The organism is Conexibacter stalactiti (assembly GCF_033542075.1).
In the GTDB taxonomy this organism is placed as follows: domain Bacteria; phylum Actinomycetota; class Thermoleophilia; order Solirubrobacterales; family Solirubrobacteraceae; genus Conexibacter; species Conexibacter stalactiti.
On the sequence record NZ_JAWSTH010000029.1, the window covers coordinates 19,596 to 46,254 of the forward strand.

The window sequence follows — 26,659 nt, forward strand, 5'->3', positions numbered from 1 at the left end:
CTCGACGGGCGAGCTATGCGCAGTTGGGCCACGGCGACGTGCCGCGGGCCTTGTAGAGCTTCAGCGCGCGACGGTCCTGCTCGGCCTCGGAGGCGCGCGCCGGATCGCCGGCGGGGCCGTACGACGCCCACGTCGAGCGGTCGAACTGGTACTTGCCGCGGTAGGTCCCGTCGGACGAGATCGCGCGCGGGTCGCCGCCGGACTCGCACTGCGCGATCGAGTCGAGGATCGCCGGCAGCTTGACGTTGCCGCCTCCCCCGCCCCCGCCCCCGCTGCTGCGCAGCGACTGCGCCTTCGCGGTCGCGAGGCTGATCCCGAGTGACTGCGCCGTCTGGGAGCCGACGACGCCGTCGACCTCGAGGCCCTTGGAACCCTGATAGCGGCGCACCGCCTTCTCCGTCTGCGGCCCGAAGGCGCCGTCGGCCGGGATCCCGAGCTTCTGTTGCAACTGCACGACGACCGGCCCGCTGCTGCCGCGCTTGAGCACGCCGCTGGAGCCGCCGCCGTCGCCGGCCGTCGCCGCGAAGGCGCCGCCGCTGCCGATCGTCAGCGCCGCGGCCAGCACGACCGCGAGGCTGCGCGAGCCGCGCTGACGGCGTCGGCGGCGCAGCGCCAGCAGGCGCCGCGCGTGCGAGCGTTCTCGCGAGCGCTCGAAGCGCTCGCCGCGGGAAAGGTCGTCAGCGTCCACGTCGGGACAGGTCGCAGGCATGGAACCTCCATGTGGTCTCTTTCGATGCCTACGAGGTGAGCTGACGGGCTCGCGCTGAAAGATGCGCTACGCCTCCGAAGCCCTCCGATGGCGGAGTGGCTGGTGGCGATTCGCCCCGTGGGCCGGACGGATCCGGCCCGAGTGGGTCCCCCGCTCCCCGTCGTCCAGGACGACAGGAACTCGGCGATATGCGTCTGTCTGAGCGGACAGAATCGCAGATCGCCGCGGCGGGCGCCGCCGCAACGGCCGTCGCCCCTGCCCCTGCACGCGAGATTGCAGGCTCGCCGGCGGGCTTTTGGAGCAGGTTCTAAGCTGAGCCGATGACGACCCTTGCCGCCACCAACCAGGAGCCCGCGGACGACGAGGTCGCCGGCGTCGCTTGGAACCTCGACCCGCTCGTCGACGGACAGGGCGAGGAGGGCGTTCGCAGCCTGCTCGCGCAAGGCGCCGAGCGTGCCGAGGCGTTCGCCGCCCGCTACGCCGGCAGACTGTCTGAGCTCGACGCCGCCGGCCTGCGCGCCGCGATGACCGAGCTGGCCGAGCTGCACGACCTCGTCGGCCGCGCCGGCTCGTACGCCTCGCTGCGCTTCGCCGTCGACACCGCCGATCCGGCGATCGGCGCGCTGCTCCAGCACGTGCAGGAGCGCGCGACGGCGATCCAGACCTCGCTGCTGTTCTTCGAGCTGGAGTGGGCCGAACTGCCCGACGAGCGTGCCGAGGAGCTGCTGAGCGGCGAGGGCAACGAGTTCTTCGCCCACTACCTGCGCACCGAGCGACGCTACCGCCCCTACCTGCTGACCGAGCCGGAGGAGCGGATCCTCGCGGAGAAGGGGATCAGCGGCGCGAGCGCGTGGACGCGCCTGTTCGCCGAGCTGATGTCGGCACTGGAGGTGCAGCTGCCGGCGCAGGAGGAGAAGGTCTCGCTGGAGCAGGCGCTGGCGCTGCTGTCGGGCCCCGACCGCGATGAGCGCCGCGGCGCCGCCGAGGCCGTCACGGAGGCGCTCAAGCCGGGCCTGCGCACGCGCGCCTACATCTTCAACACGCTGCTGCATGACAAGGCCGTCGACGACCGCCTGCGCAGCTACCCCAACTGGCTGACCGCGCGCAACCTCGCCAACGAGGCCAGCGACGAGTCGGTCCAGGCGCTCGTCACCGCCGTGCGCAACCGCTTCGACGTGCCGCAGCGCTGGTACAAGCTGAAGGCGAGACTGCTCGGCGTCGACAAGCTCGCCGACTACGACCGCGCGGCGACCGTCTCCGACACCGACGAGCGCTTCACCTGGAGCGAGGCGCGCGAGCTGGTGCTCGACGCCTACGGCTCCTTCACGCCTGACCTCGGCGCGCTCGCGAGACGGTTCTTCGACGAGCAGTGGATCGACGCGCCGGTGCGGCCCGGCAAGCGCGGCGGGGCGTTCTGCTCCTACACCGTGCCGTCAGCCCACCCCTACGTGCTGTTGAACTACACCGCCCGCCGCCGCGACGTGCTGACGCTCGCGCACGAGCTCGGCCACGGCGTCCACGCGGCGCTCGCGGCGCCGCAGGGCGTCTTCCACCAGAGCACGCCGCTGACGCTCGCGGAGACGGCGTCAGTCTTCGGCGAGACGCTCGTCTTCGGCCGGCTGCTCGACGCCGCCGCGACGCCGGCCTCGCGGCTGTCGCTGCTGTCTGAGTCGATCGAGGGCGCGATCGCGACCGTCTTCCGCCAGACGGCGATGCACAACTTCGAGCAGGAGATCCACACCGCCCGCCGCGAACAGGGCGAGCTGCCGGTCGAGCAGTTCGGCGCGCTGTGGGAGAAGACGCAGGAGGAGCTGTTCGGCGACGCCGTCGAGATCACCGACGGCTACAAGACGTGGTGGTCCTACATCCCCCACTTCATCAACACGCCGGGCTACGTCTACGCGTACGCCTACGGGCAGCTGCTGGCGTTGTCGGTCTACCGTCGCTACGAGCAGGAGGGCGCGTCGTTCGTGCCCGACTACCTCAAGATGCTGTCGGCCGGCGGCTCGCTGGCGCCGGAGGAGCTGGGCAGGCTGGTCGGCCTCGACCTGACCGACCCGGGCTTCTGGGATGCCGGCCTCGCGCTCGTCGAGGAGCAGCTGGAGCAGGCCGAGCAGGCCGCCGTCGCCGCCGGGCGGGTCTGAGCGCCACGCCGCGCCGCTGAGGCCGCCGCGCGGCGGCCTCAGTCGAGGAAGACCTTGCGCACCGTCCGCTGCACCAGCAGCGGACGGGCGTCGCCGGCGCCCGGGACCGAGCGCAGCGAGCTGGTCGCTGCCGTCGGCGTCGCGGTCGCGCCGGGCGCGTTGCTGCAGCCGAACTGGAACCAGTCGCTGCGGCTGTACCACCACTCGCCGGGCCGCAGGCCGGTCCACATCGGGCTGTTGGCGCAGTCGCGCACGTGGCCGTTGCCGGCGTAGTGGCCGAGCTCATGGACGACCACCGTCTGCAGGTCGACCTTGTCGGATGGCGGCGCGCCAGGGCCGACATGCCAGGCGACGCCGACCGCGAGGCTGAGGTCGCGCTCGACGACGCGCTCTCTCACGATGCGCGTGACGCCGCCGACGCGGCGGTAGTAGCGGACCGAGCGGATTCTGGTGACCCCGAGCGCCACTCTCGGCACGTCGCGCGCGAAGCCGACAGTGTCGCGGCCGTCACCGGAGCGCGGCGCGGCGCGGGTCGTGCCGACCTCGCGCAGACCCCAGCGCTTCGCCGCCGTGCGCGCGAGCACCGCGAAGCGCTTGGCGCCGACCGCGCGCGGAACGTTGGCGCTGCTGAGCCGGTAGCCGTAGGCGCGGCGCACGCCGACCGAGCGCGGGATCGCGGTTCTGATCAGGTCGGCGCCGGTCGGGTCAGGTCTCAGCGGCGTCGGCGAGGGGACGCCGGGAACGGTGTAGGTCGTCTCGGCGACGAGCACGTCGCTGCTGCCGTCGAAGGCGTAGAGGCAGGCCCGCTTGGGGCCCGCGTAGATCCACGGCCGCTCCTGCCACGTGGCCGTGAACGACTGCGGTCTGCGGCCCTGCGCGTCGCTGAGGGCGTCGCCGGCCCAGCTGGAGGAGGTCGCCTGCGGCGAGCACTGGGCGGTCGCCGCGATCGTCGTGACCTTCGGGGCGTAGCCGCAGAAGGTGGCGCCGTCACAGACGTTGGAGATCGTCGCCTGCGCGGTCACGGAGACCGGTTGCAGGTCAGCGGTCGGGGGCGCGATCGCCTGCACGGCGAGCGTCCCCTGGAGCTGCCCGGCCGCGATCGCCGGGGTTGCGCCGAACGCTGCCGTGGCGGCGACGATCAGCGCGGATCTCACGAACATCGAACGTCGCCGCATCTGCCTCCATCGTAGCGGCGCGCATCGCCGCGCCCGCATGGCCTGCCCTGATCGTCAGGCCGCACGGGCGCGGGTGAGGCGTGCGCCGGCGCACGCCGGCGCCGGGATCACAGCTCCGACGCCGAACGCTGCGCGAGCAGGTCGGCCTTCACGCGCTGATGGAACTGCGCGCGCTCGACGAGCACGTCGGCGAGCTTCTCGGGATCGACTCTGTACTCGCCCGCGGCGACCTGCTTGGCGAGCAGGCGCACGCGCGAGGAACGGGTGATGCGGTCTCTGCGGCTGGTGGTGAGGCGGTGAATGTGGTCGTTGGCGACGACCATGGCAGTGCTCCTTGTGTCCTGAGTTGACGTCGAGCCGGCACCCGGGCGGGGCGGCTTCGTGGGGTCACTCAGGCGATGGGTGGAGCGCGCGCGGAGTCGTCGGAGGTCGGCGTCGCCGAGTTGCTCGCGAAGGAGCACGGCGGCGCGACGGCCTCGGCCTGCGCGAGCTGCGCGCTGACCGAACCGACGAGAACGGCGAAGAAGCTGATGCCGGCCGCGGAGCCGTTGCCGGCCGCGGCCGCGGCGCTCGCGTTGAGCGGCGAGGAAGGTGAGTCGAACGGGCCGACGGGCGGGCCGCGGACGCTGCTCGGCTGATCCTCGGCGTGCTGCTTGCGGACGCTCTTGGCGACCTGCAGGCGCGTCGTGGAGGAGTCGGGCGTCGGCACGGCGGCGGAGACGACGACCGGCGCGCAGATCAGGCTGTCGGCCGTGGCCGGCGTCACCTGGCTGGTCGCGGCGACCGGCGTCGCCGGCACGATGCCGAGGTTGACGAGCGTCTTGCGCACGATCCGCTTGGCGGCGGCGTTGCGTGCGGCGGCGTCCGCGGCGGCCTCGTCCTGGTCGTCGGCTCTTCTGGAGCCGGGCAGCGGCAGCGGCGCGGAGACGACCGGATCGAGCGCGGGCGGCGTCGCGACCGTCTGCGTCGCCGCCTCGGTGACGGGCGCGGCGGTCGGCGAAGCGTCGGTGAGCGCCGGCCGCAGAACGCCCGAGCCGGTCGCCGGCTTCGGCAGCGACACTGTCGCGTTGGTCTCGGCGGGCGCCGGACGGCTGTCTCTGGCGGGTTTGTCGTCGGCCGGGGTCTCCTCGACCGTCGGCGTCTCCTCGACGGGCGCCGGCTCGACCGGGGCGGGCTCGACCGGCGCCGGCTGCTCGCCGGCCGGCTGCTCGACCGGGGGCGTCTCGACGGGCGGCGTCTCGACCGGGGGCGTCTCAACGGGCGGCTGCTCGACCGGGGGCGTCTCGACGGGCGGCGTCTCGACCGGGGGCTCCTCGACGGGCGGCTGCTCGACCGGGGGCGTCTCGACCGGCGGCTCCTCCGTCGTCGGCTCGGGCGTCGGGATCTCGCCGGTCGGCGAGACCTGCGTGTCGCCGACGGGCTGCTCCGGAGCGGGCGCCTCGACGGCGGGCTCCGCGACGGGCGCCTCGACGGCGGGCTCTCCCGCCGGGATCGTGTCGGTCGCCGACGGCTCCGCGGCGACCGGCGCATCGCCGGCAGGCTGCTCGATCGTCGGCTGGTCGGCCTGCTGCGGCGGCGCGTCGTCGGCGAGCGCGACGGCCGGCGCGGTCAACAGGGCGGTGAACGCGGTCAGCGTGATCAGCGCACTGCGGAGCCGGCGCCGAAGGGCACCGCGGTCCGATGTGGGCTGATCCGGGAGGCGTTCTTCCATGAAGACTGAGTTCCTGAGGACTCTATGGATTCCTCGGCTGTTACGCCCGGGAGCTTGAGATTCGCCCCCACTTCTCGTCGCGTACGGGGTCGACAGGTCTGACTACTGACCTCACCAGAGCCTATCCGGCCCGGGCGGGGAGCGCTACTGCTCGTCCGCGAAGCTGCCGGGATGGGCGTCGAGCCACTGCGCGAGCGCCTGCGGTGACCGTCCCGTGACCTGCTCGACAGCGCCGCTGACGACGTCCATCTCACCGGTCGCGATCGCCGCGTAGGAGGTCACCCAGCCTTCGATCTCCCATGCCTCCGCGCCACTGCCGGCGCGCGAGGCACGGGCCTCGTCGAGCGTCTCCGGCACGTACGAGATCGAGCGACCGGAGCGTTCGCCGAGCAGCGCCGCCGTCTCCGCGAGCGTGATCGTGCTCGGCCCCGTCAGGTCGTACGTGCGGCCGTCGTGGTCGCCGCCCGCGAGCAGCACCTCGGCGGCGACCGCGGCGACGTCGTCGCGCGTCACCCACGCGATCTGACCGTCGCCGGCCGGGCCGCGGATCACGCCGTCGGCACCGACCCAGGAGGGCACGAGGTCGGCGTAGAGGCTCGGCCGCAGGAAGGTGAAGGCGGCGCCGCTGGCGCGCACGTGCAGCTCGGTCTCGAAGTGGTCGCGCGCGAACGTGAAGGTCGCATCAGGGGCGGCGGCGAGGAACGACAGGTAGACGATCCGCCCGACGCCGGCCGCGCGGGCGGCGTCGACGGCCGCGCGGTGCTGGGCGACACGGTCGCGCGCCTCGGTCGCCGAGACGAGCAGCAGCGTGCCGGCGCCCGCGAGCGCCTCGCGCAGTCCGGGGCCGTCGCCGTAACCGCCCGGCACGACCGCGACGTGGGCGCCGACGTCCGGTGCGCGCTGCGCGTCGCGCACGATCAGCCGCTGGTCGGCGCCGCGGCGCGCGAGCTGGACGGCGACGCGCCCGCCGATCGCGCCGCTGGCGCCGGTCACCGCGATCGTCTCGCTCATGCGAGCGAGTATGCCCGCGCGGCCGGGCGGCACGCGGGGCGGGTGGGACCGGCCTCTGCCCCAGCGGCCCGCTCAGCCCCCGCGGCGGCGGCGCGCCACGTTCCAGCCGTTGGCGAGCAGCGAGGCGCCGAGCGTGTGGATGGCGTGCTCGCGCGGCCATGGGTCGCGGCCGCGACCGATCCGCTGCAGCTGCCGGGTGTGCCAGACGAGGTCGATCAGGCTGTCGAGCGTGCGCACGCCGAGCGCTCTGCTGCCGGCGTCCACGCGCGTGCGCGAGCCGTCGAGCAGGCCGGCGACGGCGTCCGGGTGGAGCGCGAGCGGGCGGCCGATCCCGATCACGTCGCAGGCGCCGGCCGAGAGCGCCTCCTGCATCGCCGCGAGCGAGCGGAAGCCGCCGGTCACCATCAGCGGCAGCTGGGGCGCGCGCTCGCGCACGCGCACGGCGTAGTCGAGGAAGTAGGCCTCGCGCGCGACCGTGCTGGCGCGCTGCGGCTGCGCCCGCGCCTGGCCCATCATCGCGGGCGCCTCGTAGGTCCCGCCGCTGATCTCGACGAGGTCGATGCCGGCCTCCGCGAGCGCGACGACGACGTCGACCGACTCCTCCTCGCTGAAGCCGCCGCGCTGGAAGTCGGCCGAGTTGAGCTTGATCGCGACGGGGAAGTCGTCGCCGACCGCGGTGCGGGTCGCGCGCAGCACCTCCAGCACGAAGCGGCGACGACGCTCGGGGTCGCCGCCCCAGTCGTCCTCGCGCACGTTCGCGCGCGGGGAGAGGAACTGCGAGATCAGGTAGCCGTGGGCGCCGTGCAGCTGAACGCCGTCGAAGCCGGCCTCGCGCACGACCGCGGCGGTGCGCGCGAAGCGCGCGACGATCTCCTCGATCTCGTTGCCGGTGAGCGCCCGCGGGGTGACCGCGCCGGGGATTCTCGGCGCGACGGCACTCGGTGCGACCGGTTTCGCACCGGCGATCCGCATCGCCTGGCGGCCGGGATGGTTGACCTGGACCCACAGCGCGGCGCCGCCGGCGCGCCCGGCGGCTGCCCAGCGTCTGAGCGCCGGCAGGTCGCGATCGTCCTCGATCACGACGTTGCGCGGCTCGCCGACGTGGCGGCGGTCGACCATCACGTTGCCCGTGATCACGAGCCCGGAGCCGCCCCTCCCCCAGCGGTCGTACAGCCGGTCGAGGTCTTCCGTCGGCCGGTTGGCGCGGTCGCCCAGCTGTTCGCTCATCGCCGCCTTCGCGATGCGATTGGGCAGCACCGCGCCGTTCGGCAGCGAGAGCTGGTCGGCAAGCGTCGCAGTCACCATGGCGGCGATGGTACCGTTCAGTACCAGTGGGCACGCCGGTTGCCATCGAGGGAGCGCGCGAGCGGCTCATCTGCGGGATCGACGCCGCCGTCGCCGAGAAGGGCTACGCGGCGACGACGATCTCCGACGTCGTGCGCCACGCGCGCGTCTCGAAGCGCACCTTCTACGAGCAGTTCGACGACAAGGAAGCGTGCTTCCTGGCCGCCTACGAGAGCGGCTCCGAGCAGGTCCTCGGCGCGATGGCCGCCGCTGCCGAGGCGGCCGCCGGGCGCTCGTGGGAGCAGCGCGTCGAGCTGGTCGTCGTCGCCTACCTGGAGGCGATGGCGGCGCGGCCGGAGCTGACGCGCACCTTCCTCGTCGAGATCCTCGGCGCCGGGCCGCGCGCGCTGGAGCGGCGGCGCGCGACGATCGAGCGCTTCGCCGGCCAGCTCGTGACGCTGTGCGCCGAGCTGCGCCGCGACGAGCCGTCGCTGCGGCCGATCTCCCCTGCGCTCGCGACCGCGGTCGTCGGCGGCATCAACGAGCTGGTGCTCGACGCTGCCGAGCGCGGCCGGGCCGCCCAGCTGGCGCACTTGGCCGAGCCTGCTGCGAACCTGATCCGCGCCGTGCTCAGGAGCCCGGCGGGGACGACCGGAGGAGCGACGTGACCGATCCATCGACAGACCTGCGCGACAAGGTCGCGCTCGTGACCGGCGGGGCCAGTGGGATCGGGCGGCTGACCGCGCTCGCGCTCGCGGAGGCCGGCGCCGAGGTCGTCGTCGCGGACATCGACGGCGACGGCGCCGAGCGCGTCGCGCGCGAGATCGGCGGCCACGCGCTCGCGACCGATGTCAGCGACCTGGATGCCAACCACGCGATGGTCGCCTTCACGCAGGAGCACGCCGGCGGGCTCGACCTCGTCTTCCTCAACGCCGGCGTCACCAGCGACACGATGATCGGCGAGGGCTTCGACCTCGCGCGCTACCGCCGCGCGATGGGCGTCAACCTCGACGGCGTCGTCTTCGGCACGCAGGCCGCCCTGCCGGCGCTGAAGGCGCGCGGCGGCGGCGCGATCGTCGCGACCGCCTCGCTCGCCGGCCTCACCGCCGTCCCGCTCGACGCGATCTACGCCGCCAACAAGCACGCGGTCGTCGGGCTGACGCGCTCGCTCGGGCCGCTGCTGGCCGCCGACGGGATCCGCTTCAACGCCGTCTGCCCGACCTTCGCCGAGACGCCGCTGATCGCGCACGTCAGAGAGGGCCTGCGCGGCGCCGGCTTCGAGCTGCTCGACCCGCAGATCGTCGCCGACGCGGCGCTGCGGCTGTTCGCGGGTAGAGAGAGCGGCGAGTGCTGGTTCGTGCAGATCGGGCGCGAGCCGGCGCCCTTCCAGTTCCGCAACATCCCCGGGCCGCGGACAGCGCCCGCCGAGGAGGAGGTCGCACCGTGAAGGCGCTTCAGATCACCGAGCTGAGCGGCCCGCGCGGCGCGCTCCAGCTCGCCGACCTGCCGGAGCCGGCGCCGCAGCACTTCCTCACCGGCGGCGAGGATGGCGTCGTCGTCGACGTGCACGCGACCGGCGTCTCCTTCCCCGAGCTGCTGCAGACGCGCGGCCTCTACCAGGTCAGACCGCCGCTGCCGTTCGTGCCCGGCAGCGAGGTCGCGGGGATCGTGCGCAGCGCGCCAGCCGGCGCGCACGTCAAGGCCGGCGACCGCGTCGCCGCCTTCCCGATGCTCGGCGGCTGGGCCGAGGTCGCCGTCGCGCCGGCCTTCCTGACCTTTCCGCTGCCGGATCGGCTCGACTTCGCGCAGGGCGCCGCGCTGATCCTCAACTACCACACGGCCTGGTTCGCGCTGAGGTTGCGCGGGCGCCTGGAGGCCGGCGAGACGGTGCTCGTGCACGGCGCCGCCGGCGGCGTCGGCACCGCCGCGCTGCAGGTCGCCAGAGGGCTCGGCGCACGCACGATCGCCGTCGTCTCCAGCGACGAAAAGGCGCAGGTCGCGCGCGCGGCCGGCGCCGACGAGGTGGTCCGCGCCGACGGTCCCTGGAAGGACGCCGTCAAGGAGCTGGGCGGCGCCAACGTCGTGCTCGACCCGGTCGGCGGCGACCGCTTCACCGACTCGCTGCGGAGCCTCAACGAGGACGGGCGGCTGGTCGTCGTCGGCTTCACCGGCGGCTCGATCCCCGAGGTCAGAGTCAACCGCCTGCTGCTCAACAACGTCAGCGTCGTCGGCGCCGGATGGGGCGCGTACGTGCTCAAGCACACCGAGGTCAACCAGCGGATCGGCGGCGAGCTGCACGCGCTGATCGAGCAGGGCGTCGTCGCGCCGCTGATCGGCGCGCGCCTGCCGCTGGAGCAGGCCGCCGACGCGCTGGAGCTGCTGGAGGGTCGCCGCGCGACCGGCAAGGTCGTGTTGGAGCTGCGAGCGGTCTGACGGTGGCCGCGGTCGCGCCACCGAGCCTGCGCAGCCGCGCGGTCGTCGCCTACCTCCGCGCGCAGCGACGACGCCGGCGGCTGGAGGAGCGCGAGCGGTTCCTCGCGGGCCTGCCCGACCCGCGCGCGCCGGAGCGCTGCGGGCCGCCGCGGCAGATGCGCCGCACCCACGCGGTGCGGCGCGGCGAGGCGCACGGCGCGCCGTTCTGGACGGTCGCCGCGCGGAGCGCGCCGCGACCGGCGGCGAACGCGCCGGTGCAGGTCCTCTACCTCCACGGCGGCGCCTACGTCTCCCACGCGATCGCGCCGCACTGGTGGCTGGTCGGGCAGCTGGCGCGCCGGTTCGGCGTCGCGGCGACGGTGCCGCTCTACCCGCTGGCGCCGCTGCACAACTGTGACGACGCCTTCCCCTTCGTGCTCGCCCACTACCGCGACCTGCTGGAGCGCAGCGCCGCCGAGCGGATCGTCGTGATGGGCGACTCGGCCGGCGGCGGGCTGGCGCTCGCGCTCGCGCAGCTGGCGCGCGCCGAGGGGTTGCCGCAGCCGGCGCGGATCGCGCTGCTCTCCCCCTGGCTCGACGTCTCGATGTCGAATGCCGCGGAGATCGACCCGCTGTCGGCGCGCGACCCGATGCTCGCCGCCGTCGGGCTCGCGGAGGCCGGCCGGCTGTGGGCCGGCGAGCGCTCGCTCGAGGACCCGCTCGTCAGCCCGCTGCACGCCGACCTCGCCGGGCTCGCGCCGATCTCGACCCACATCGGCACCCACGACATCCTGCTGCCGGACGCGCGCCGCTTCGCGCGCGCCGCCGACGCCGCCGGCCACGCGCTCGAGCACGTCGAGTACCCGGGCATGTTCCACGTCTTCATGGCCGCGCCGATCCCGGAGGCGCGCCGCGCCATGACCGCGATCGCCGCCGGCTTCCCCACCCCGCCGACCGAGGAGGAGCAGCGCCGATGGACTTCGAGCTGAGCGACCGCGCCAAGGACTTCCAGCAGCGACTGCAGGCGTTCATGGACGAGCGGGTCTATCCCGCCGAGCAGGTCTGGATGGAGCAGGTGCGCTCCTCGCCGACGCCGCACATCCAGCCGCCCGTGCTGGAGGAGCTGAAGGAGGAGGCGCGCAGCCGCGGGCTCTGGAACCTCTTCCTGCCGGATCCCGCGCACGGGCCCGGCCTCACCTACCTCGAGTACGCGCCGCTGGCGGAGATCATGGGCCGCACGACGATCGCGGCCGAGGCGAGCAACTGCTCGGCGCCCGACACCGGCAACATGGAGGTGCTGCACCAGTTCGGCAGCGAGGAGCAGAAGGCGCGCTGGCTGCAGCCGCTGCTCGACGGCGAGATCCGCTCCGGCTTCGCGATGACCGAGCCCGACGTCGCCTCCTCCGACGCGACCAACGTGCAGCTGAGCATGGTCCGCGACGGCGACGAGCTGGTCCTCAACGGCCGCAAGTGGTGGACGACCGGGGTGATGCACCCCAGATGCAGAATCCTGATCGTGATGGGCAAGACCGACCCCGACGCGCACGTCTACGCGCAGCAGTCGATGGTGCTCGTCCCGCTCGACACGCCGGGGCTGGAGATCGTCCGCTCGCTGCCGGTCTTCGGCTACCACGACACCGAGGGCCACGCGGAGCTGAGATTCACCGGCGTGCGCGTGCCGGCCGAGAACGTGATCGCGCAGCCGGGCGCCGGCTTCCTGATCGCGCAGGCGCGGCTCGGCCCCGGCCGCATCCATCACTGCATGCGCGCGATCGGCGCGGCCGAGCGGGCGCTGGAGCTGATGTGTGCGCGCGCGGACGCGCGGGAGACGTTCGGCAAGCCGGTCTCGACCCGCTCCAACATCCGCGACTGGATCGCGGAAGCGCGGATCGAGCTGGAGATGCTGCGCCTGATGGTCTTCAAGACCGCCTGGCTGGTCGACCGCGTCGGCGGCAAGAACGCGCGCGTCGAGGTCGCGGCGATCAAGGTCGCCGCGCCGAACATCGCGCTGAAGATCATCGACCGCGCGATCCAGGTCCACGGCGGCGCCGGCGTCTCCGACGACACGCCGCTGGCGTACATGTACGCGCACATGCGCACGCTGCGGCTCGCCGACGGGCCCGACGAGGTCCACAAGCTGTCGATCGCGCGGCGCGAGCTGCGCAGACAGCGCGGCGAGGAGGCTCCGCTGCTGTGACGGCCCGCGCTGAGGATCGCGAGGTCCGCGCCGAGGACGCCTTCGACGTCGCGGCGGTCGACGGCTGGCTGCGCGGCGCGACCGGCGACGGCGCGGGTCCGGGCGCGGCGGCGGAGCCGCTGCCGCCCGGCCTCCCGCAGGTGCGCCAGTTCGCCGGCGGCGCGTCGAACCTGACGTACCTGCTGCGCTACGCCGACCGCGACCTGATCCTGCGGCGGCCGCCGGCCGGGACGAAGGCCAGCTCGGCGCACGACATGGCGCGCGAGCACCGCATCCAGGCGGCGCTGAAGCCGGTCTTCCCCTACGTGCCGCAGGTGCTCGCCCTCTGCACCGACGAGGCGGTGCTCGGCGCCGACTTCTACGTGATGGAGCGGGTGCGGGGCGTGATCCCGCGCACCTCGATGCCGCCGGAGGTCGGCACCGACCCGGCGCTGATGCGCGCGCTCGGGGAGCGGTTCGTCGACCTGCTCGTCGAGCTGCACGCGGTCGACCCGATGGCGGCCGGCCTCGGCGGCCTCGGCCGCGGCGCCGGCTACGTCGAGCGCCAGGTCGAAGGCTGGGCGCAGCGCTATACGCGCGCGAAGACGTGGAACGTGCCGTCGTTCGCAGGCGTGATCGCGTGGCTGCGCGAGCGCCGCCCCGACGACGTGCGGATCTGCCTGATCCACAACGACTTCCGCCTCGACAACATCGTCCTCGACGCGGCCGACCCGCTGACCGTGCGCGGCGTGCTCGACTGGGAGCTGGCGACGCTCGGCGATCCGCTGATGGACCTTGGCAGCTCGCTCGCGTACTGGATCGAGCCCGGCGACGGCCGCGGCGCGCAGCAGTTCCGCAGACAGCCGTCGAACCTGCCGGGCATGCCGACCCGCCGCGAGATCGTCGAGCGCTACTGCGCCGCGACCGGTCTCTCTCCCGGCGACTGGCCGTTCTACGAGGTCTTCGGCATGTTCCGCCTCGCCGGCATCGCCCAGCAGATCTACTACCGCTACCACCACAGACAGACGAGCAACCCGGCCTTCAGACGCTTCTGGCTCGCTGCCCACGTGCTGGAGCGCCGCTGCAGGAAGGCGATCAAGGCGGCGGGGTGAGCGGCGGGCGCCGCTCACCGCTCGCGCGGCCTCAGCCGGCCGGGACGACGTCGCCGCCGGTCAGCAGCGCTCTCGCGCGGCCCGGCAGCGGGTCGTAGACCTCGACCTGCACGCCCGAGTCGCGGTAGGCGACGTAGACGCTGCCGGGATGGGCGGGATCGGCGAAGGCCGTGCCGCCATCGACCGCGAAGGTCTCCGCTCCGCTCGCCGCGGCCGCTCTGCGCAGCTCGCCGAGCGCGTCGGGCTGCGGGTACGTGCCGACGGTCAGGTGATCGTCGCCGGCGTCGCCGACCGCGGCGCCGCCGCTCAGGTAGCGGACGTAGACCCGACCGTCGCTCGCCTCGGTCAGCTCATAGGTCGCTCCGTCCACCGGGCCGGCCCAGTAGACGGGGTGACCGTGCGCTCTGCCGGCGGCCGCCAGCTGCGCGGGCGTCGCCGCACGCGGCTCGCTGGAGCGGGCGGCGCCCGCGTCGACCGGGACGATCGCGCCGGCCTGCACCGCTCTCAGCGCCGCTCCGGCGGCCGGGTCGAAGACCTCGACCTGGACGTCGGAGCCGGGGAAGGCGACGTAGGCGCTGGTGGCACGATCCGGGTCCTGGTAGCCGCGGCCGCCACCGGGCACCGCGACGGTGCTCGCGCCCTTTCTTCTCGCCGTCGCCAGCAGGGCGGCGTACGCCGATCTCTGCGGATAGCTGGCGACCGTCAGGTAGTCGGCCGCGGGATCGCCGACGGCGACGCCCTCCGGCAGGTAGCGCACGAAGATGCGACCGTCGCTCGTTCTCGTCAGCTCGTAGGTCGTCGCGTCGCGCGCGCCGGCCCAGTAGACGGGATGACCGGCCCCGGCCGCGACGGTGGCGAGTCGGGCCGGCGTCGCCGCCGACGCCGGCGCGCGCGGCGGGGTGTCGTCGTCATCGCCGCCGGCGAACAGCGCGACCGCCGCGACGACGAGCGCGACGACCACGACCGCGATCGCGATCGTGAGCGCGGCGCGGCGACGCGGAGCGGCGGGCGCGGGATCCGGCGACGGCTGTGACGGCGGGGCTTCGACTGGTGTCATCCGTGATCCTCCGTTCGCGGCGAGCGTGTGCGACGTCCGTGCGCAGGGCGACAGGCCGCTCCTCAATCAAGAGCGTCGGCAGTATAGCCAGGCGCTGGTGCTCGCCGTCGCGGCAAACCAAACCTCACCTTCCAAAGTTGGCGCATAGACGCTCTAAATGCGGGGTTATGAACCCAAAATGCCATTCAAGAGTTGCCCAAACCTGCCGATAGCTCCATCCGGTTTGTGTACCATCGCCGCCCCGAGGGGACCGCCCGGCGTCGCCGCAACCGACGCCCACCGGCCTCCTCTCGTGACAGAGAGGGCGCACGCGAGCTGTTGGCCCAGCGACCCCGCCACCGGGGCTCGGTCGCTGAGTTCCCGTCCGCCCCCAGCACGGAAGGAACACATGAAGGGGATCGGACGTAGGGAAGCAACCATCCTCGCGGTGCTTCTGGCAGGGACCACCGGTGTGATCGCGCCTTCCGGCGCGCTCGCGGCGTCGGACGCTGCGCAGACCAGCGCGACGAGATCGACCAGAAGAAGCACCAGAGGCAGAGGCGGCGTCAAGGGCGTCTCCCAGACCAAGGGTGCGAAGGGCGACAAGGGCTCGAAGGGCGACAGAGGCCCCGCCGGCCCCGCCGGCCCGATCGGCCCCGTCGGCCCCGCTGGCCCGCAGGGCCCCGCCGGTCCTCAGGGCCCGAAGGGCGACACCGGCACGGCCGGCAGAGACGGCGCGAACGGGACCAACGGCAGAGACGGCGCCAACGGGACCAACGGTAGAGACGGCCTCGACGGCAGAGCCGTCGACAAGGGCGACAAGGGTGACAAGGGCGACACCGGCGCGACCGGTGCCCAGGGCATCCAGGGCGAGAAGGGCGACAAGGGCGACGTCGGCGATACCGGCGCTGCCGGCGCCCAGGGCGCGCAGGGTGAGACCGGCGCCGCCGGCGCCCAGGGCATCCAGGGCGAGAAGGGCGACACCGGCGAGACCGGCGCTGCCGGCGCCCAGGGCATCCAGGGCGAGAAGGGCGACACCGGCGAGACCGGCGCTGCCGGCGCCCAGGGCATCCAGGGCGAGAAGGGCGACACCGGCGAGACCGGCGCTGCCGGCGCCCAGGGCATCCAGGGCGAGAAGGGCGACACCGGCGAGACCGGCGCTGCCGGCGCGACCGGCGCCCAGGGTATCCAGGGCGAGCAGGGCCCCGCCGGGCCGCAGGGTCCCCAGGGCATCCAGGGCGAGAAGGGCGACACCGGCGCCGCGGGCGCACAGGGCGACACCGGCGCCGCCGGCGCCCAGGGCACCCAGGGCGAGGCCGGCGCCGCCGGCGCCCAAGGCGCTCAGGGCGAGACCGGCGCGACCGGCGCGCAGGGCGCCCAGGGCGAGACCGGCCCGCAGGGTCCCCAGGGCCCGCAGGGCGAGACCGGTGCGGCCGGCGCCCAAGGCGAAGTCGGCCCGCAGGGTCCGGCTGGCCCCACAGGCGAGACCGGCGCACAGGGCGAGGCCGGCCCCGAGGGTCCGGCAGGCCCGAGAGGCGAGACCGGCCCACAGGGTGCCCCGGGCGCCAGAGGCGATACCGGCGCGACCGGCGCGACCGGCGCCTCGGCCGTCTCCAGCGCGACCACGGTCGTCGCGACGCAGTCCGCCAGAAGAGGCGACCTGACGGCCAGATGCGCGACCGGATACATCGCGATCGGCGGCGGTGGCAGCGTCGTCGGCGACAACGTCGACGAGGCCTACCTGGTCGACGCGTCGAACGCCGAGATCACCACGAGCGGCCAGGTGCCGACCGGCTGGCGGATCGAGTGGGGTTCGAGCCAGTCGCAGACGCGCACCGGCACCGCGTACGCCATCTGCATCAGATGAGCAGCTAGCTCCAGGAGCGCATGAGGAGGTCGCCCGCAAGCACGCGGGCGGCCTCTCGCAGAGCAGAACGAGCGAAGCCCCCGCAGTTGCGGGGGCTTCGTGCGTTTCAGTGGAGACGCCGGGAATTGAACCCGGGTCCGCAGTCATGCGGTGATGGCTTCTACGAGCATATCCGGCGCTCTGATCTCGTCCCCTGCTCGCCTCGCCGGCGGGGTTGCGGGGGACCAGCCTCCTGAAGATTTCCCCGGTCCAGCAGAGGCGTACCTCGCCGGGTGAGCCTGCTTCTGATTCCGGCGATCCCCACGGCAGGCTGGCGGGGGCCGAAACCTCACTGCCTTAGCTAGGTGCTAAGCGGCGAGGGCGTACTCGTGAGAGTCCGCACATATGGTTTTTCCGGTGGTTTAACGAGGCCAACCGGAACCTCGACTCGCAACCATCTCCACGAACTGACCACGTCGAAGCCTGTCGTCCCCGGGGATGTTCCTGCACCGTCGAGTCTAGCCGATGGCGCCTGCCACAATCGACCGCATGGAGCAGCGCAGCCAATGGCTTCCGCCGACGACGCCGACGCCGACCCCGCCCGCCCCGCCGGCGTGGGATGGCACGCCGCCGTCCACCGCGCCGCCGCCGAGCCCCGATCCGGGCCCGCGCCGCTCGCAGACGAGACTGGGCCGCCTGTTCGGGCCGCTGCTCGTCGCCGGCGCCGCGATCCTCAAGTTCCTCGGCCCGCTGAAGGGCCTGCTGATCGCGCTGCCGAAGCTGAAGCTGCTGACGACCTCGGGCTCGATGCTCGTCTCGGTCGCCGCCTACGCGCTGATCTGGGGCTGGAAGTTCGCGGTCGGCTTCGTGCTGCTGCTGCTCGTGCACGAGCTGGGCCACGTGATCCAGCTGCGACGCGAGGGGATCCCGGCGAGCGCGCCGATGTTCATCCCCTTCCTCGGCGCCGTCGTGACGGCGAAGTCGCTCGGCGACGACGCCGCGGCGGAGGCGCGCGTCGGCCTCGCGGGGCCGATCCTCGGTTCGATCGGCGCGGCGCTGCTGCTGCCGGTCTGGTGGGCGACGGGCGACGAGTTCTGGCAGGCGCTCGCGTTCACCGGCTTCTTCCTCAACCTCTTCAACCTGCTGCCGGTCGTGCCGCTCGACGGCGGCCGCGCGATGGCGGCGATGACGCCGTGGATGTGGTTCGTCGGCCTCGGCGCGATGGTCGGCGTCGCGATCGCGTTCCCCAACCCGATCATCATCATCATCGCCGTCTTCGCCGCGTTCGAGACGTGGCGGCGGTGGAAGGCGCTGAGAGCGGGCGGCGAGGCGGCCGCCTCCTACTACAAGGTCAAGCCGTCGCAGCGGATCGCGGTCGGCGCCGTCTACGTCGGGCTGATCGTCCTGCTCGTGCTCGGCATGGACGCGACGCACCTGACGCGCACCTTCGCCGACGCCTGAACACGGTCCCGCCCTCCGCCGCACCGCGCGGGGTTTGCGGTGCGACGAAGGGCGGGGACCGAACCGTCCCGCTCCGTCAGCCGCGCGGCGGAGCTGTCCGCCGCCGGCCGGAGCGGGCGCGCGCTACGAGGCGTCGACGCAGACGGCGGCCGAGTGCCGTTCGCGTGAGATGACGCCCGAGAGCGCGACGAGGAGGCTCGCGATCGACAGCCCGGCGATCACGGCGAGCGCGGGGCGGTAGGCGTCGAGCAGGACCTGAGGATCGGCGGAGAGGCCAGCCTGTGAGCTGACGATCGCGGAGGCGATCGCGAGTACGAAGGCGCCACCGATCTGGAACGAGGTGTTGACGAGCCCGGAGGCGAGCCCCTGCTCGTGGTCGGCGATGCCGGCGGTCGCCTGCATGTTGAGCGCCGGAAAGCAGAGTGCGAAGCCGACGCCGAGCAGCAGCATCGTCGGCAGGATCGTCGTCAGGTACGACGGCGACTCGTCGATCCGCAGGAACAGCAGGTAGCCGATCGCGAAGGCGACGAAGCCGGCGACGACGATCGGCTGGGTGCCGACGCGGTCGGCGACCTTGCCGATCCGCGGCGCGACGGTCGCGACCAGCAGGCCGGCCGGCAGGAAGGCGAGCGCCGTCTCCAGCGCACTCCAGCCGAGCAGGTTCTGCAGGTAGAGCGTCGCGATGAACTGGAAGGCGACGTAGCAGCCGAAGACACCGACGGCGCCGAGGTTCGCGCGCACGAGCGAGCCGGAGTTGAAGATCCCCAGGCGCACGAGCGGATGGCGGACGCGCCGCTCGATCCAGACGAAGGTCGCCAGCAGCACGGCGGCGATCGCGAAGCCGGCGAGCGTCTGGACGGAGGTCCAGCCGTTCTCGGGCGCGACCACGACGGTCCGCACCAGCAGCAGCATCGCGGCGCTGACGGTGACGGCACCGCCGAGGTCGAAGCCCTGCCGCTCGGCCGGGTCGGGATGGTCGCGCGGGATCAGCTTGAACCCGGCGAGCAGCACGATCAGCGCGATCGGGCCCGGGACCAGGAAGGTCCAGCGCCAGCCGATCTCGGTCAGCAGGCCGCCGAAGATCAGGCCGGCGGAGAAGCCGGTCGCACCGCAGGCGGCGTAGATCGCCAGCGCTCTGTTGCGGATCGGCCCTTCTCTGAAGGTCGTCGTCACGATCGAGAGGCCGGCGGGCACGGTGAAGGCCGCGGCGACGCCCTTGATGAAGCGGGTCGCGATCAGGACCGCGCCGTCGTTGGCGATGCCGCCGAGCACGGAGGCGAGCGCGAAGACCGCGACGGCGGCGAGGAAGACCTTGCGGCGGCCGAGGATGTCGGCGGTGCGGCCGCCGAGCAGCAGGAGACCGCCGTAGCCGAGCACGTAGCCGGAGACGACCCACTGCAGGTCGCCGGTCGAGAGGCTGAGGTCAGCTCCGATCGACGGCAGCGCGACGCCGACCATCGAGACGTCGAGACCGTCGAGGAAGAGCGCTCCGCAGAGCACGAGGAGGGCTCCCCAGAGGCGCGCGTCCCAGTGCTCGGACTGGGAGGCCGCGTCTGCCCGGGGTGCCTCGGGTGGAGAGGAGAGTGCGGTCATGGCGAGGTAAGATACATGCACGTGCAACCTTTGCATGTTCAATTTGTGTGAAGGCAAATATTGCGAGTGTTTGGTATAATCCCGGCGTCATGGCGACTACGCGCGAAGAGGCCGCATCGCTCCGCGACGACGACCAGCTCGTCGCCCAGTGGCGCGACCTGCTCGACCGTCATGCCCGCACGACCTGCGCGCTGGAAAAGGTCCTCCAGGACCGTCACCAGCTCGGCGTCAGCGAGTTCGAGGTGCTGGAGCGCCTCGCCGCCTGTGACAAGGAGCAGCACCGCATGCAGGGGCTGGCCGACACGGTCCACCTCAGCCAGAGCGCCCTCTCGCGCCTGATCGGCCGCCTCGAGGCCGACGGCCTCGTGATGCGCTCGATGTGCAGCGACGACCGCCGCGGCATCTTCGCGTGCCTCACCCCCGCCGGGCGCGAGCGCTACGAAGCCGCGCTCCCGACGCAGCGGCAGCTGCTCGCCGAACTGCTCAGCGACTGAACGCAGCCCCACTGGCCGCGGATCGTCGTGCCTGACGCGGACGCAGCCCGCGTAGTGGGCGCCAGCCCATGAGCGGGCGAGGACAACGTCAGGCGCGACGAGGCGTGGCCAGTTACCGCTCGTAGTCGCGCTTGGCGCGCAGCATCTCGCGCTTGACGTCGCGTTCCTTCAGCGACTCGCGCTTGTCGAACTGGTCCTTGCCGCGCGCCAGCGCCAGCTCGACCTTCGCGCGCGGGCCTCTGAAGTAGACCCGCGTCGGCACGAGCGTCAGGCCTCTTTCTCTGACGCTGCCGACCAGCCGCTCGATCTCGCGTCTATGCAGCAGCAGCTTGCGATCGCGCTCGGGCAGGTGGTTGTCGCGGTAGGCCGAGGCGTACGGCGGGATGTGCATGTTCAACAGCCACACCTCGCCGCCTCTGACGAGCGCGTAGGAGTCCTTCATCTGCGCGCCGCCCTCGCGCAGCGACTTGACCTCGGTCCCGGTCAGCACCATGCCGGCCTCGAACGTGTCGAGCAGGTTGAAGCGGAACCGCGCCTGGCGGTTGCTCGCGACGTCGCCCGGAGCGAACTTCTTCTTTGCGTTGCCCTTGGCCATGGCTCACTAGCGTGCCACAAAGCGCGCCGCGCGCGCAGGGTGGCTGCGGCTCGCGCGCGGCGACGGCCCGCGGGGCGGCCGCTACAGCTCGACCGCGAACAGATCCACGCGCCCGCGTGGGGCGTCGACGCGATCGACCACGACGCGCACGGCGTCGCCGATCCGGATCGCCTTGCCGGAGCGCTCGCCGTGGAGGATCGTGCCCTCCTCGTTGAGCTCCCACCAGTCGCCGCGCAGCTTGCGCACCGGCAGCATCCCGGCATAGCCGTCGCCGAACGCGACGAAGGCGCCGGCCCCGATCACGCCGGTCACCTCGCCGTCGAACTCCTGCGTCAGGCCGGTCTCGAACAGCCGTCTCTCCAGCAGGAAGCAGCGCGCGACGTCGTCGGCGCTGCGCTCGACCTGCATCGCGTCGCGCTCGCGGTGGGATGTCCAGTCGGCCGCGCCGGCCAGCCGCGACGCCTCAGGCGCGTCCTCTCCCCCGCCGACCGCCGACAGCAGCGCGCGGTGGCAGACGAGGTCCGGGTAGCGGCGGATCGGCGAGGTGAAGTGGCAGTAGTGCTCCAGCCCGAGCCCCGTGTGGCCGAGGTTGCGCGGGTCGTAACGGGCCTGCTTGAGCGAGCGCAGGACGAGGTTGTTGAGCCCGGCGGCCCCTCTGCCGGTCCGTCTGACGTGCGCCTCGACGAGGTGCGACGCGGCCGCGATCGCCTCCGCCCCCTGCTGCGCCGTCGGCTGCTCGGGCAGCGGCGGCGTCGGCACGCCGAGCGAGGCGAGCTGTGCCACGAGCCGCTGGGCGGCGCTGCCGTCGGGCCGCTCGTGGACGCGGTAGAGCGCCGGCACCTTGCGTTCTGCGAGCAGCTTGGCGACCTGCTCGTTGGCGAGGATCATCAGGTGCTCGATCACGCGGTGGGCCTCGGTCTGGGCGACCGCGACGGCCTCCGTGACGTGGCCGTCGCGGTTGAAGGAGAACTCCGGCTCGGCCGACTCGATCGCGAGCGCGCCCTGGGCGTCGCGCCGTGCCTGCAGCGCGGCGGCGGCGGCCCGCGCCGCCGCCAGCGGCTGCGCCCACGGCTCCTCCGCGGGCTCCTCGCCGGCGAAGACGCGATCGACGCGGTCGTAGTCGAGCCGCTCGTCGGAGCGGATCGTCGAGCGGTAGAACGACGCCCGTCTGACCGCGGCGCCGTGCAACTCCAGCTCGACCGTGACGGCGAGCCGGTCCTCGTGCGGGCGCAGCGAGCAGGCGCCGTTGGAGAGCCCCTCCGGCAGCATCGGCTCGACCTTGCCGGGGACGTAGACGGAGGTGCCGCGCTTGAACGCCTCGCGGTCGATCAGGTCGCCGGGCCGCACGAACGCCGAGACGTCCGCGATGTGGACCCAGATCCGCCAGCTCTGCTCGCCGAGCCGCTCGGCCGAGATCGCGTCGTCGAAGTCCTTTGCGCTCGCCGGGTCGATCGTGAACGTCGTCAGGTCGCGCAGGTCGCGCCGGCCGGGGACGTCGAGCGGCCGCGGGTCGCGCGCGGCGCGCTCGACGGCGGGGTCGAAGCGCCGTCGCAGGCCGCGGTCGAGCATCAGCGCCTCCAGCACGTCGCGCGCGACGTCGGGACGGCCGAGCCGCCGCGTCACCTTCGCGTGGCCCTTGCCGCCGCGGTTGGAGACCTTCAGCAGCACGAGGTCGCCGATGTTGCTGGTGCGGTCACGCTCGACGATCGGGCGCGGCCCTTGACCGAAGAACGGCTGACCGACGAGGTGGCGGCCGCGCTTCTCCAGCAGCGCGACGATCTCGCTGCGCTGCGGCAGACGGTCGCGGTCGCGCGCCCGCTCCCGTGCGCGCGGCTCCTCCTGCTCGCGCTCCTCGCGCTCGCGCAGCCGCGCCGCGCGCGCTCTGTAGTCGCGCCGAGGGCTCACCGCGACTCGGTCGCGAGCTCTCTGAGCGCGACGTCGAGCGCCTCGTCGCGCGGCGTCTGGGGATCGTCTCTGGCGCGCACGTCCGGCTCGATCCCGTCGCCCTCTCTGACGCCTCTGCCGCCGATGTTGCGGCCGCTCGGCAGGAAGTACTGGCCAACGGTTATGTCGAGCGCGCCGCCGTTGGGCAGCTCGCGGATCTCCTGGAAGACGCCCTTGCCGTACGTGTTGGTGCCGACGACCTTCGCGCGTCTGCGGTCCTGCAGCGCGCCGGTGACGATCTCCGAGGAGGAGGCGGTGTTGCGGTCGACCAGCACGACGACCGGCACCGAGGCTCTGATCGCGCCGCCGGTGGCCGTGTAGACGTGGCGGTCGCGCGCGCGACCGTCGGTCGAGACGACCGTGCCGTCCGGGATGAAGATCGAGGCGGTGTCGACCGCCTCGTTGAGCAGCCCGCCGCCGTTGGCGCGCAGGTCGAGCACGATCCCTCTGGCGCCTCTCTCCAGCAGCTCGTCGACGGCGGCGCGGACCTGCGCGCTGGAGTCCGACGTGAAGCTGGAGAAGACGACGACGCCGTATCTGCCCGTTCTCGTCGTCACCATTCTCGATTCGACGACCGGGGAGACGATCTCGGCCCGCTCGATCGTCTCCTCTCTGCGTCTGCCGTCGCGCTCGACGGTGATCGTCACCTTCGTGCCGGGCTCGCCCTTGATCAGGCTGATGCCGTAGCTGGAGGGATGACCGGCGAGCACCTCTCTGCCGACCGCGACGATCGTGTCGCCGACCTTCAGGCCGGCCTTCGCCGCCGGCGTGTCGTCGATCACCTGCTGCACGACGAGCCCTCTGTCGCCGTCTCTGATCGTCACGCCGATGCCGCTGAAGCGCGGGTTGGTGGCGTGCTGGAATCTTCTGTAGGTGCTCGGGTCGAAGTAGTGCGAGAACTGGTCGTCGAGGCTGTTGACGGCGCCCTCGATGCTGCTGTCGACGAGGTCGTCGCGTCTGATCGGGCGGTAGTAGGCGTCCTCGATCGTGTCGATCGCCTGCTGCACCATCTGCGCCTCGTCGTCGGCGACGAGCGCGCTGCGGATCGGTCTCGGCAGCAGGTCGGCGTGGCCGCCGAGGAAGATGCCGAGCGCGAGCGCGACGACGACCAGCAGCGCCCCGGCGACGAAGGTTGGGATGCGCGACGAGCGTCGAGGCACCTCATCAGCGTATCGCTCGGCATATGCTGGGGATTAATGTCCTCCCCCCGCTTCGACCCCGAGATCGCCGCCCACTACGAGCTCGGTCTGGAGCACGTGCGGCTGGAGACGGTCAGCCGCATCGAGGGCGTGCGCACGCGTCTGCTGCTGGAGCGGCTGCTGCCGGAGGCGCCGGCGACCGTGCTCGACGTCGGCGGCGCGGCCGGCGTGCACGCGCTGCCGCTGGCGCGCGCCGGCTACGCGGTGCGGCTGCTCGACCCCGTCGCGCTGCACGTCGAGCAGGCGCGCGCCGCTTCGGCCGCGCAGGCTGACGCGCCGCTGGAGGAGGTCGTCGCGGGCGACGCGCGGGCGCTCCCGTGGGCGGACGCGAGCGCCGAGGCGGTCCTACTGCTCGGCCCGCTCTACCATCTCGACGCGGACGGCCGCGCCGCCGCACAGGCTGAGGCGCGCCGGGTGCTGCGCCCGGGCGGCGTCGTGCTGGCGGCGGCGATCTCGCGCTTCGCCTCGACCTTCGACGGGATCCGCGCCCGCGCGGTCGCCGACCCCGCCTTCGCCGCGATCGCCGCCGAGGACGTCGCCAGCGGCGACCACGTCAACCCCGATGGCCGCCCGGAGTGGTTCACGACCGCCCACTTCCACCATCCGGACGAGCTGTGGGAGGAGCTGGCGGTCGCCGGCTTCGCCGTCGAGGGCGTGCTGGCGGTCGAGGGGCCGGCGTCGTTCATGCCGCCGCGTGAGGAGGCGTGGTGGCTCGACGACGAGGAGCGTCGTGCCGCGCTGCTCGACGCGATCGCGCGCGTCGAGCAGGAGCCGAGCGTGCTGGGCGCCAGCGCCCACCTGCTCGGCGTCGGGCGCCGCGCCTAGACCTTCAGGAAGCGGCGCAGCGAGAGGCCGGAGCCGATCGCCGAGATCGCTATGCCGGCGCCGAGCATGACGGCGATCAGGACGCCGAAACCGAGCGTCTCGGGCGCGGCGATCAGCGCGAAGTCGCTCGCGAGCGGGTCGATGATCGCGATCTTGCCGATGGCCAGCAGCAGGATCGCCAGCAGGGTGCCGAGCGCGCCGACGATCACGCCCTCGATCACGAACGGCCAGCGGATGAACCAGTCGGTCGCGCCGACCAGCTTCATCACCTCGACCTCGCGGCGGCGGGCGTAGAGCGAGAGGCGGATCGTGTTCGCGATCAGGAAGATCGAGGCGGCGATCAGCAGGGCGCCGAGCGTGCCGGCCATCAGCTTCACGAATCTCGTCACCTGGAGGATCTTGCTCGTGTCCTCGCGACGGTCGCGCACCTCGTCGATCGCCTGGTCGACCGGCGTGCGGCCGCCGCCGGCGGCGACGGGCGCGAGGTCGGCCTTGATCGACAGCGCCTTGTCGGGATCCTCTGGCGTGATGCGGAAGGTGTCCGGCAGCGGGTTGGTGCCGAGCAGCGCGAACGCCTCCGGGTCCTTCTTGCGCTGGGCGTCGTACGCCTGCTGCTTGGAGATGAACTCGACACGCTTGACGTTGTCGGTGCCGGCGAGCATCTCTCTGACGCGCGAGACGTCTCTCTGCGTCGCGTCTCTCTGCAGGTAGACGTCGACGAGCACGCGTTGGCGCACGTCGTTGGCGGCACCGGTCGTCGCCTGCACGATCGGAATGAAGACGCCGATCACCAGCATCGTCAGCAGGATCGTCGCGAGCGCGGCGAAGCTCGGCGCGGCGTTGCGGCCGAGCGAGCGCATCGCCTCGCGCAGGAAGAAGCCGAGCTTCATGAGCGCGTCGCCTCCGTCGCCTCGGCCTCGGCCTCTGCCTCGCGCGCGGCGCGGCGGGCGATGCGGGCGTCGCGGGCGCTGTCGGCATCGCCGGCGCGAGCAGCCTCGTCGGCGCGCGCGGCGATGCTGCGCTGCGTCATGCGGCCCGCCTCGACGGCCATCGTCTCCGGCGCGACCGGCGGGTCGTTGCGCAGGCGGGCGGCGAACTCACGCGTCGTCTCGTCGCGAGCGTAGGCGCCGGTCGCCTCGTCGCGCACGATCCGCCCTCTGGAGAGCTCGATCACGCGGCGGCGCATCTTGTCGACCATGCGGTGGTCGTGCGTGGCGACGAGCACGGTCGTGCCGGTCTTGTTGATGCGGTAGAGCAGCTGCATGATGCCGATCGACGTCTCGGGATCGAGGTTGCCGGTCGGCTCGTCGGCCAGCAGGAGCGGCGGATGGTTGACGAACGCGCGCGCGATCGCCACGCGCTGCTGCTCGCCGCCGGAGAGCTGGTCGGGATAGTTGTGCAGCTTCGTCGAGAGGCCGGTGAGGCGCAGGATGTCCGGCACCTTGGCGCGGATGTCCTTGCGCGAGCCGCCCGTCACCTGCAGCGCGTAGGCGACGTTGTCGTAGACGGTGCGGTTCGGCAGCAGCTTGAAGTCCTGGAAGACGACGCCGAGGTTGCGGCGGTAGTACGGCACGCGGCGTCGCGTGATCTCCGTGAGCTCGCGCCCGGCGACCGTGATCGAGCCGCCGCTGGGCTCCAGCTCCTTGATCAGCAGGCGCATGATCGTCGACTTGCCCGAGCCGGTCGAGCCGACGAGGAAGACGAACTCACCGCGCTGGACCGAGAAGCTCGCCTGGTCGAGGCCGATCGCACCGACGTCGTAGCGCTTCTCGACCGCGTCGAAGGCGATCACGGCGGTGCTGCGACGCGACGGCGCAGGCGCTCTGGCGGCGGCGTCCGCGTGCAGCGGCGGGTGCGCCGGCACGGTGCGACGGCGGGCGCTGGGTCTGCGGGCAGGGAGGGCCATGAGTCGTTCGAGGGTAGCGCGCGCTC

At 73.0% G+C, this 26,659-nt stretch carries 24 protein-coding genes, 1 other RNA gene and 1 riboswitch; of the genes, 11 read left to right on the top strand and 14 right to left on the bottom strand.

Annotated features, from left to right (window positions below):
- Positions 1-13: 13 nt before the first annotated feature.
- Positions 14-709, bottom strand: a complete 696-nt coding sequence (locus R7226_RS12795) for a transglycosylase family protein (protein ID WP_318597554.1) — start codon at positions 707-709, stop codon at positions 14-16.
- A 9-nt stretch (positions 710-718) separates the two neighbouring features.
- Positions 719-905, bottom strand: a riboswitch (cyclic di-AMP (ydaO/yuaA leader).
- Positions 906-1,029: 124 nt separating this feature from the next.
- On the opposite strand from R7226_RS12795, the gene R7226_RS12800 reads away from it, so the two are divergent.
- Positions 1,030-2,853 (top strand): M3 family oligoendopeptidase, encoded by a 1,824-nt coding sequence (locus tag R7226_RS12800; protein ID WP_318597555.1) that lies wholly within the window; start codon positions 1,030-1,032, stop codon positions 2,851-2,853.
- A gap of 38 nt (positions 2,854-2,891) precedes the next feature.
- On the opposite strand, the gene R7226_RS12805 is transcribed toward R7226_RS12800, so the two are convergent.
- From R7226_RS12805 to R7226_RS12825, 5 genes are all read right to left on the bottom strand, one after another.
- Positions 2,892-4,028, bottom strand: coding sequence for a hypothetical protein (locus R7226_RS12805; protein ID WP_318597556.1), 1,137 nt, complete (start codon positions 4,026-4,028; stop codon positions 2,892-2,894).
- 107 nt (positions 4,029-4,135) lie between these two features.
- Positions 4,136-4,351 (bottom strand): flagellar biosynthesis anti-sigma factor FlgM, encoded by a 216-nt coding sequence (locus R7226_RS12810; protein ID WP_318597557.1) that lies wholly within the window; start codon positions 4,349-4,351, stop codon positions 4,136-4,138.
- 68 nt (positions 4,352-4,419) lie between these two features.
- Entirely contained in the window at positions 4,420-5,739 is a 1,320-nt protein-coding gene (locus R7226_RS12815) for a hypothetical protein (protein WP_318597558.1), read from the bottom strand.
- A 144-nt stretch (positions 5,740-5,883) separates the two neighbouring features.
- Positions 5,884-6,750 carry an NAD(P)H-binding protein gene (locus tag R7226_RS12820; RefSeq protein WP_318597559.1) on the bottom strand — a complete coding sequence of 289 codons (867 nt, stop codon included), beginning with the start codon at positions 6,748-6,750 and terminating at the stop codon, positions 5,884-5,886.
- Positions 6,751-6,822: 72 nt separating this feature from the next.
- Positions 6,823-8,055 carry an NADH:flavin oxidoreductase/NADH oxidase family protein gene (locus tag R7226_RS12825; protein WP_318597560.1) on the bottom strand — a complete coding sequence of 411 codons (1,233 nt, stop codon included), beginning with the start codon at positions 8,053-8,055 and terminating at the stop codon, positions 6,823-6,825.
- Positions 8,056-8,081: 26 nt separating this feature from the next.
- Here R7226_RS12825 and R7226_RS12830 point away from each other — a divergent pair, with 26 nt between their 5' ends.
- Genes R7226_RS12830 through R7226_RS12855 form a run of 6 tightly spaced genes read left to right on the top strand, consistent with a single transcriptional unit; the run spans position 8,082 to position 13,734 of the window.
- A complete protein-coding gene (locus R7226_RS12830; protein ID WP_318597562.1) occupies positions 8,082-8,702 on the top strand; it encodes a TetR/AcrR family transcriptional regulator in 621 nt (206 codons plus the stop codon).
- Entirely contained in the window at positions 8,699-9,481 is a 783-nt protein-coding gene (locus tag R7226_RS12835) for an SDR family NAD(P)-dependent oxidoreductase (protein ID WP_318597563.1), read from the top strand. Before R7226_RS12830 ends, R7226_RS12835 begins: the two co-directional genes overlap by 4 nt.
- Positions 9,478-10,467: an NADPH:quinone oxidoreductase family protein gene (locus R7226_RS12840; RefSeq protein ID WP_318597564.1), complete on the top strand. Its 990-nt coding sequence runs from the start codon at positions 9,478-9,480 to the stop codon at positions 10,465-10,467. Before R7226_RS12835 ends, R7226_RS12840 begins: the two co-directional genes overlap by 4 nt.
- A gap of 2 nt (positions 10,468-10,469) precedes the next feature.
- A complete protein-coding gene (locus tag R7226_RS12845) occupies positions 10,470-11,435 on the top strand; it encodes an alpha/beta hydrolase (protein WP_318597565.1) in 966 nt (321 codons plus the stop codon).
- On the top strand, positions 11,420-12,643 hold the full coding sequence (locus tag R7226_RS12850) for an acyl-CoA dehydrogenase family protein (RefSeq protein ID WP_318597566.1): 1,224 nt from the start codon (positions 11,420-11,422) through the stop codon (positions 12,641-12,643). The genes R7226_RS12845 and R7226_RS12850 overlap by 16 nt, the downstream gene beginning before the upstream one ends.
- Entirely contained in the window at positions 12,640-13,734 is a 1,095-nt protein-coding gene (locus R7226_RS12855; RefSeq protein WP_318597567.1) for a phosphotransferase family protein, read from the top strand. Before R7226_RS12850 ends, R7226_RS12855 begins: the two co-directional genes overlap by 4 nt.
- A 31-nt stretch (positions 13,735-13,765) precedes the next feature.
- On the opposite strand, the gene R7226_RS12860 is transcribed toward R7226_RS12855, so the two are convergent.
- A complete protein-coding gene (locus R7226_RS12860; protein ID WP_318597568.1) occupies positions 13,766-14,791 on the bottom strand; it encodes a hypothetical protein in 1,026 nt (341 codons plus the stop codon).
- A 427-nt stretch (positions 14,792-15,218) separates the two neighbouring features.
- Here R7226_RS12860 and R7226_RS12865 point away from each other — a divergent pair, with 427 nt between their 5' ends.
- Complete coding sequence (locus R7226_RS12865; protein ID WP_318597569.1) at positions 15,219-16,637, top strand: collagen-like domain-containing protein; 1,419 nt, start codon at positions 15,219-15,221, stop codon at positions 16,635-16,637.
- Between the two features lie 107 nt (positions 16,638-16,744).
- On the opposite strand, the gene ssrA is transcribed toward R7226_RS12865, so the two are convergent.
- Positions 16,745-17,110: a transfer-messenger RNA gene (ssrA, locus tag R7226_RS12870) on the bottom strand.
- Between the two features lie 31 nt (positions 17,111-17,141).
- Here ssrA and R7226_RS12875 point away from each other — a divergent pair.
- A complete protein-coding gene (locus R7226_RS12875) occupies positions 17,142-18,077 on the top strand; it encodes a site-2 protease family protein (protein WP_318597570.1) in 936 nt (311 codons plus the stop codon).
- Positions 18,078-18,200: 123 nt separating this feature from the next.
- Here R7226_RS12875 and R7226_RS12880 read toward each other — a convergent pair whose 3' ends face one another.
- Positions 18,201-19,670 (bottom strand): MFS transporter, encoded by a 1,470-nt coding sequence (locus tag R7226_RS12880; RefSeq protein ID WP_318597571.1) that lies wholly within the window; start codon positions 19,668-19,670, stop codon positions 18,201-18,203.
- Between the two features lie 89 nt (positions 19,671-19,759).
- On the opposite strand from R7226_RS12880, the gene R7226_RS12885 reads away from it, so the two are divergent.
- Positions 19,760-20,164 (top strand): MarR family winged helix-turn-helix transcriptional regulator, encoded by a 405-nt coding sequence (locus R7226_RS12885; protein WP_318597572.1) that lies wholly within the window; start codon positions 19,760-19,762, stop codon positions 20,162-20,164.
- Between the two features lie 112 nt (positions 20,165-20,276).
- On the opposite strand, the gene smpB is transcribed toward R7226_RS12885, so the two are convergent.
- The 3 genes from smpB to R7226_RS12900 form a co-directional block, all read right to left on the bottom strand.
- Positions 20,277-20,759, bottom strand: a complete 483-nt coding sequence (gene smpB, locus R7226_RS12890) for an SsrA-binding protein SmpB (protein ID WP_318597573.1) — start codon at positions 20,757-20,759, stop codon at positions 20,277-20,279.
- A gap of 81 nt (positions 20,760-20,840) precedes the next feature.
- Positions 20,841-22,664: a ribonuclease R family protein gene (locus tag R7226_RS12895; RefSeq protein WP_318597574.1), complete on the bottom strand. Its 1,824-nt coding sequence runs from the start codon at positions 22,662-22,664 to the stop codon at positions 20,841-20,843.
- Positions 22,661-23,863, bottom strand: a complete 1,203-nt coding sequence (locus R7226_RS12900; protein ID WP_318597575.1) for a S41 family peptidase — start codon at positions 23,861-23,863, stop codon at positions 22,661-22,663. Before R7226_RS12900 ends, R7226_RS12895 begins: the two co-directional genes overlap by 4 nt.
- 36 nt (positions 23,864-23,899) lie before the next feature.
- Between R7226_RS12900 and R7226_RS12905 the strand changes: the two genes are divergently transcribed.
- The gene (locus R7226_RS12905) at positions 23,900-24,727 is read left to right on the top strand and encodes a class I SAM-dependent methyltransferase (protein WP_318597576.1); all 828 of its coding nucleotides are present in this window, start codon (positions 23,900-23,902) and stop codon (positions 24,725-24,727) included.
- Here R7226_RS12905 and ftsX read toward each other — a convergent pair.
- Both ftsX and ftsE read right to left on the bottom strand, forming a co-directional pair.
- Positions 24,724-25,617 (bottom strand): permease-like cell division protein FtsX, encoded by an 894-nt coding sequence (ftsX, locus tag R7226_RS12910; RefSeq protein ID WP_318597577.1) that lies wholly within the window; start codon positions 25,615-25,617, stop codon positions 24,724-24,726. The genes R7226_RS12905 and ftsX overlap by 4 nt on opposite strands.
- The gene (gene ftsE / locus R7226_RS12915) at positions 25,614-26,633 is read right to left on the bottom strand and encodes a cell division ATP-binding protein FtsE (RefSeq protein ID WP_318597578.1); all 1,020 of its coding nucleotides are present in this window, start codon (positions 26,631-26,633) and stop codon (positions 25,614-25,616) included. Before ftsE ends, ftsX begins: the two co-directional genes overlap by 4 nt.
- Positions 26,634-26,659: the final 26 nt, after the last annotated feature.

Coding starts and splice junctions, on each gene's coding strand:
- R7226_RS12795 (WP_318597554.1), bottom strand. CDS start 709: ATGCCTGCGACCTGTCCCGACGTGGACGCTGACGACCTTTCCCGCGGC.
- R7226_RS12800 (WP_318597555.1), top strand. CDS start 1,030: ATGACGACCCTTGCCGCCACCAACCAGGAGCCCGCGGACGACGAGGTC.
- R7226_RS12805 (WP_318597556.1), bottom strand. CDS start 4,028: ATGCGGCGACGTTCGATGTTCGTGAGATCCGCGCTGATCGTCGCCGCC.
- R7226_RS12810 (WP_318597557.1), bottom strand. CDS start 4,351: ATGGTCGTCGCCAACGACCACATTCACCGCCTCACCACCAGCCGCAGA.
- R7226_RS12815 (WP_318597558.1), bottom strand. CDS start 5,739: ATGGAAGAACGCCTCCCGGATCAGCCCACATCGGACCGCGGTGCCCTT.
- R7226_RS12820 (WP_318597559.1), bottom strand. CDS start 6,750: ATGAGCGAGACGATCGCGGTGACCGGCGCCAGCGGCGCGATCGGCGGG.
- R7226_RS12825 (WP_318597560.1), bottom strand. CDS start 8,055: ATGGTGACTGCGACGCTTGCCGACCAGCTCTCGCTGCCGAACGGCGCG.
- R7226_RS12850 (WP_318597566.1), top strand. CDS start 11,420: ATGGACTTCGAGCTGAGCGACCGCGCCAAGGACTTCCAGCAGCGACTG.
- R7226_RS12860 (WP_318597568.1), bottom strand. CDS start 14,791: ATGACACCAGTCGAAGCCCCGCCGTCACAGCCGTCGCCGGATCCCGCG.
- R7226_RS12875 (WP_318597570.1), top strand. CDS start 17,142: ATGGCGCCTGCCACAATCGACCGCATGGAGCAGCGCAGCCAATGGCTT.
- R7226_RS12880 (WP_318597571.1), bottom strand. CDS start 19,670: ATGACCGCACTCTCCTCTCCACCCGAGGCACCCCGGGCAGACGCGGCC.
- R7226_RS12885 (WP_318597572.1), top strand. CDS start 19,760: ATGGCGACTACGCGCGAAGAGGCCGCATCGCTCCGCGACGACGACCAG.
- smpB (WP_318597573.1), bottom strand. CDS start 20,759: ATGGCCAAGGGCAACGCAAAGAAGAAGTTCGCTCCGGGCGACGTCGCG.
- R7226_RS12905 (WP_318597576.1), top strand. CDS start 23,900: ATGTCCTCCCCCCGCTTCGACCCCGAGATCGCCGCCCACTACGAGCTC.
- ftsX (WP_318597577.1), bottom strand. CDS start 25,617: ATGAAGCTCGGCTTCTTCCTGCGCGAGGCGATGCGCTCGCTCGGCCGC.
- ftsE (WP_318597578.1), bottom strand. CDS start 26,633: ATGGCCCTCCCTGCCCGCAGACCCAGCGCCCGCCGTCGCACCGTGCCG.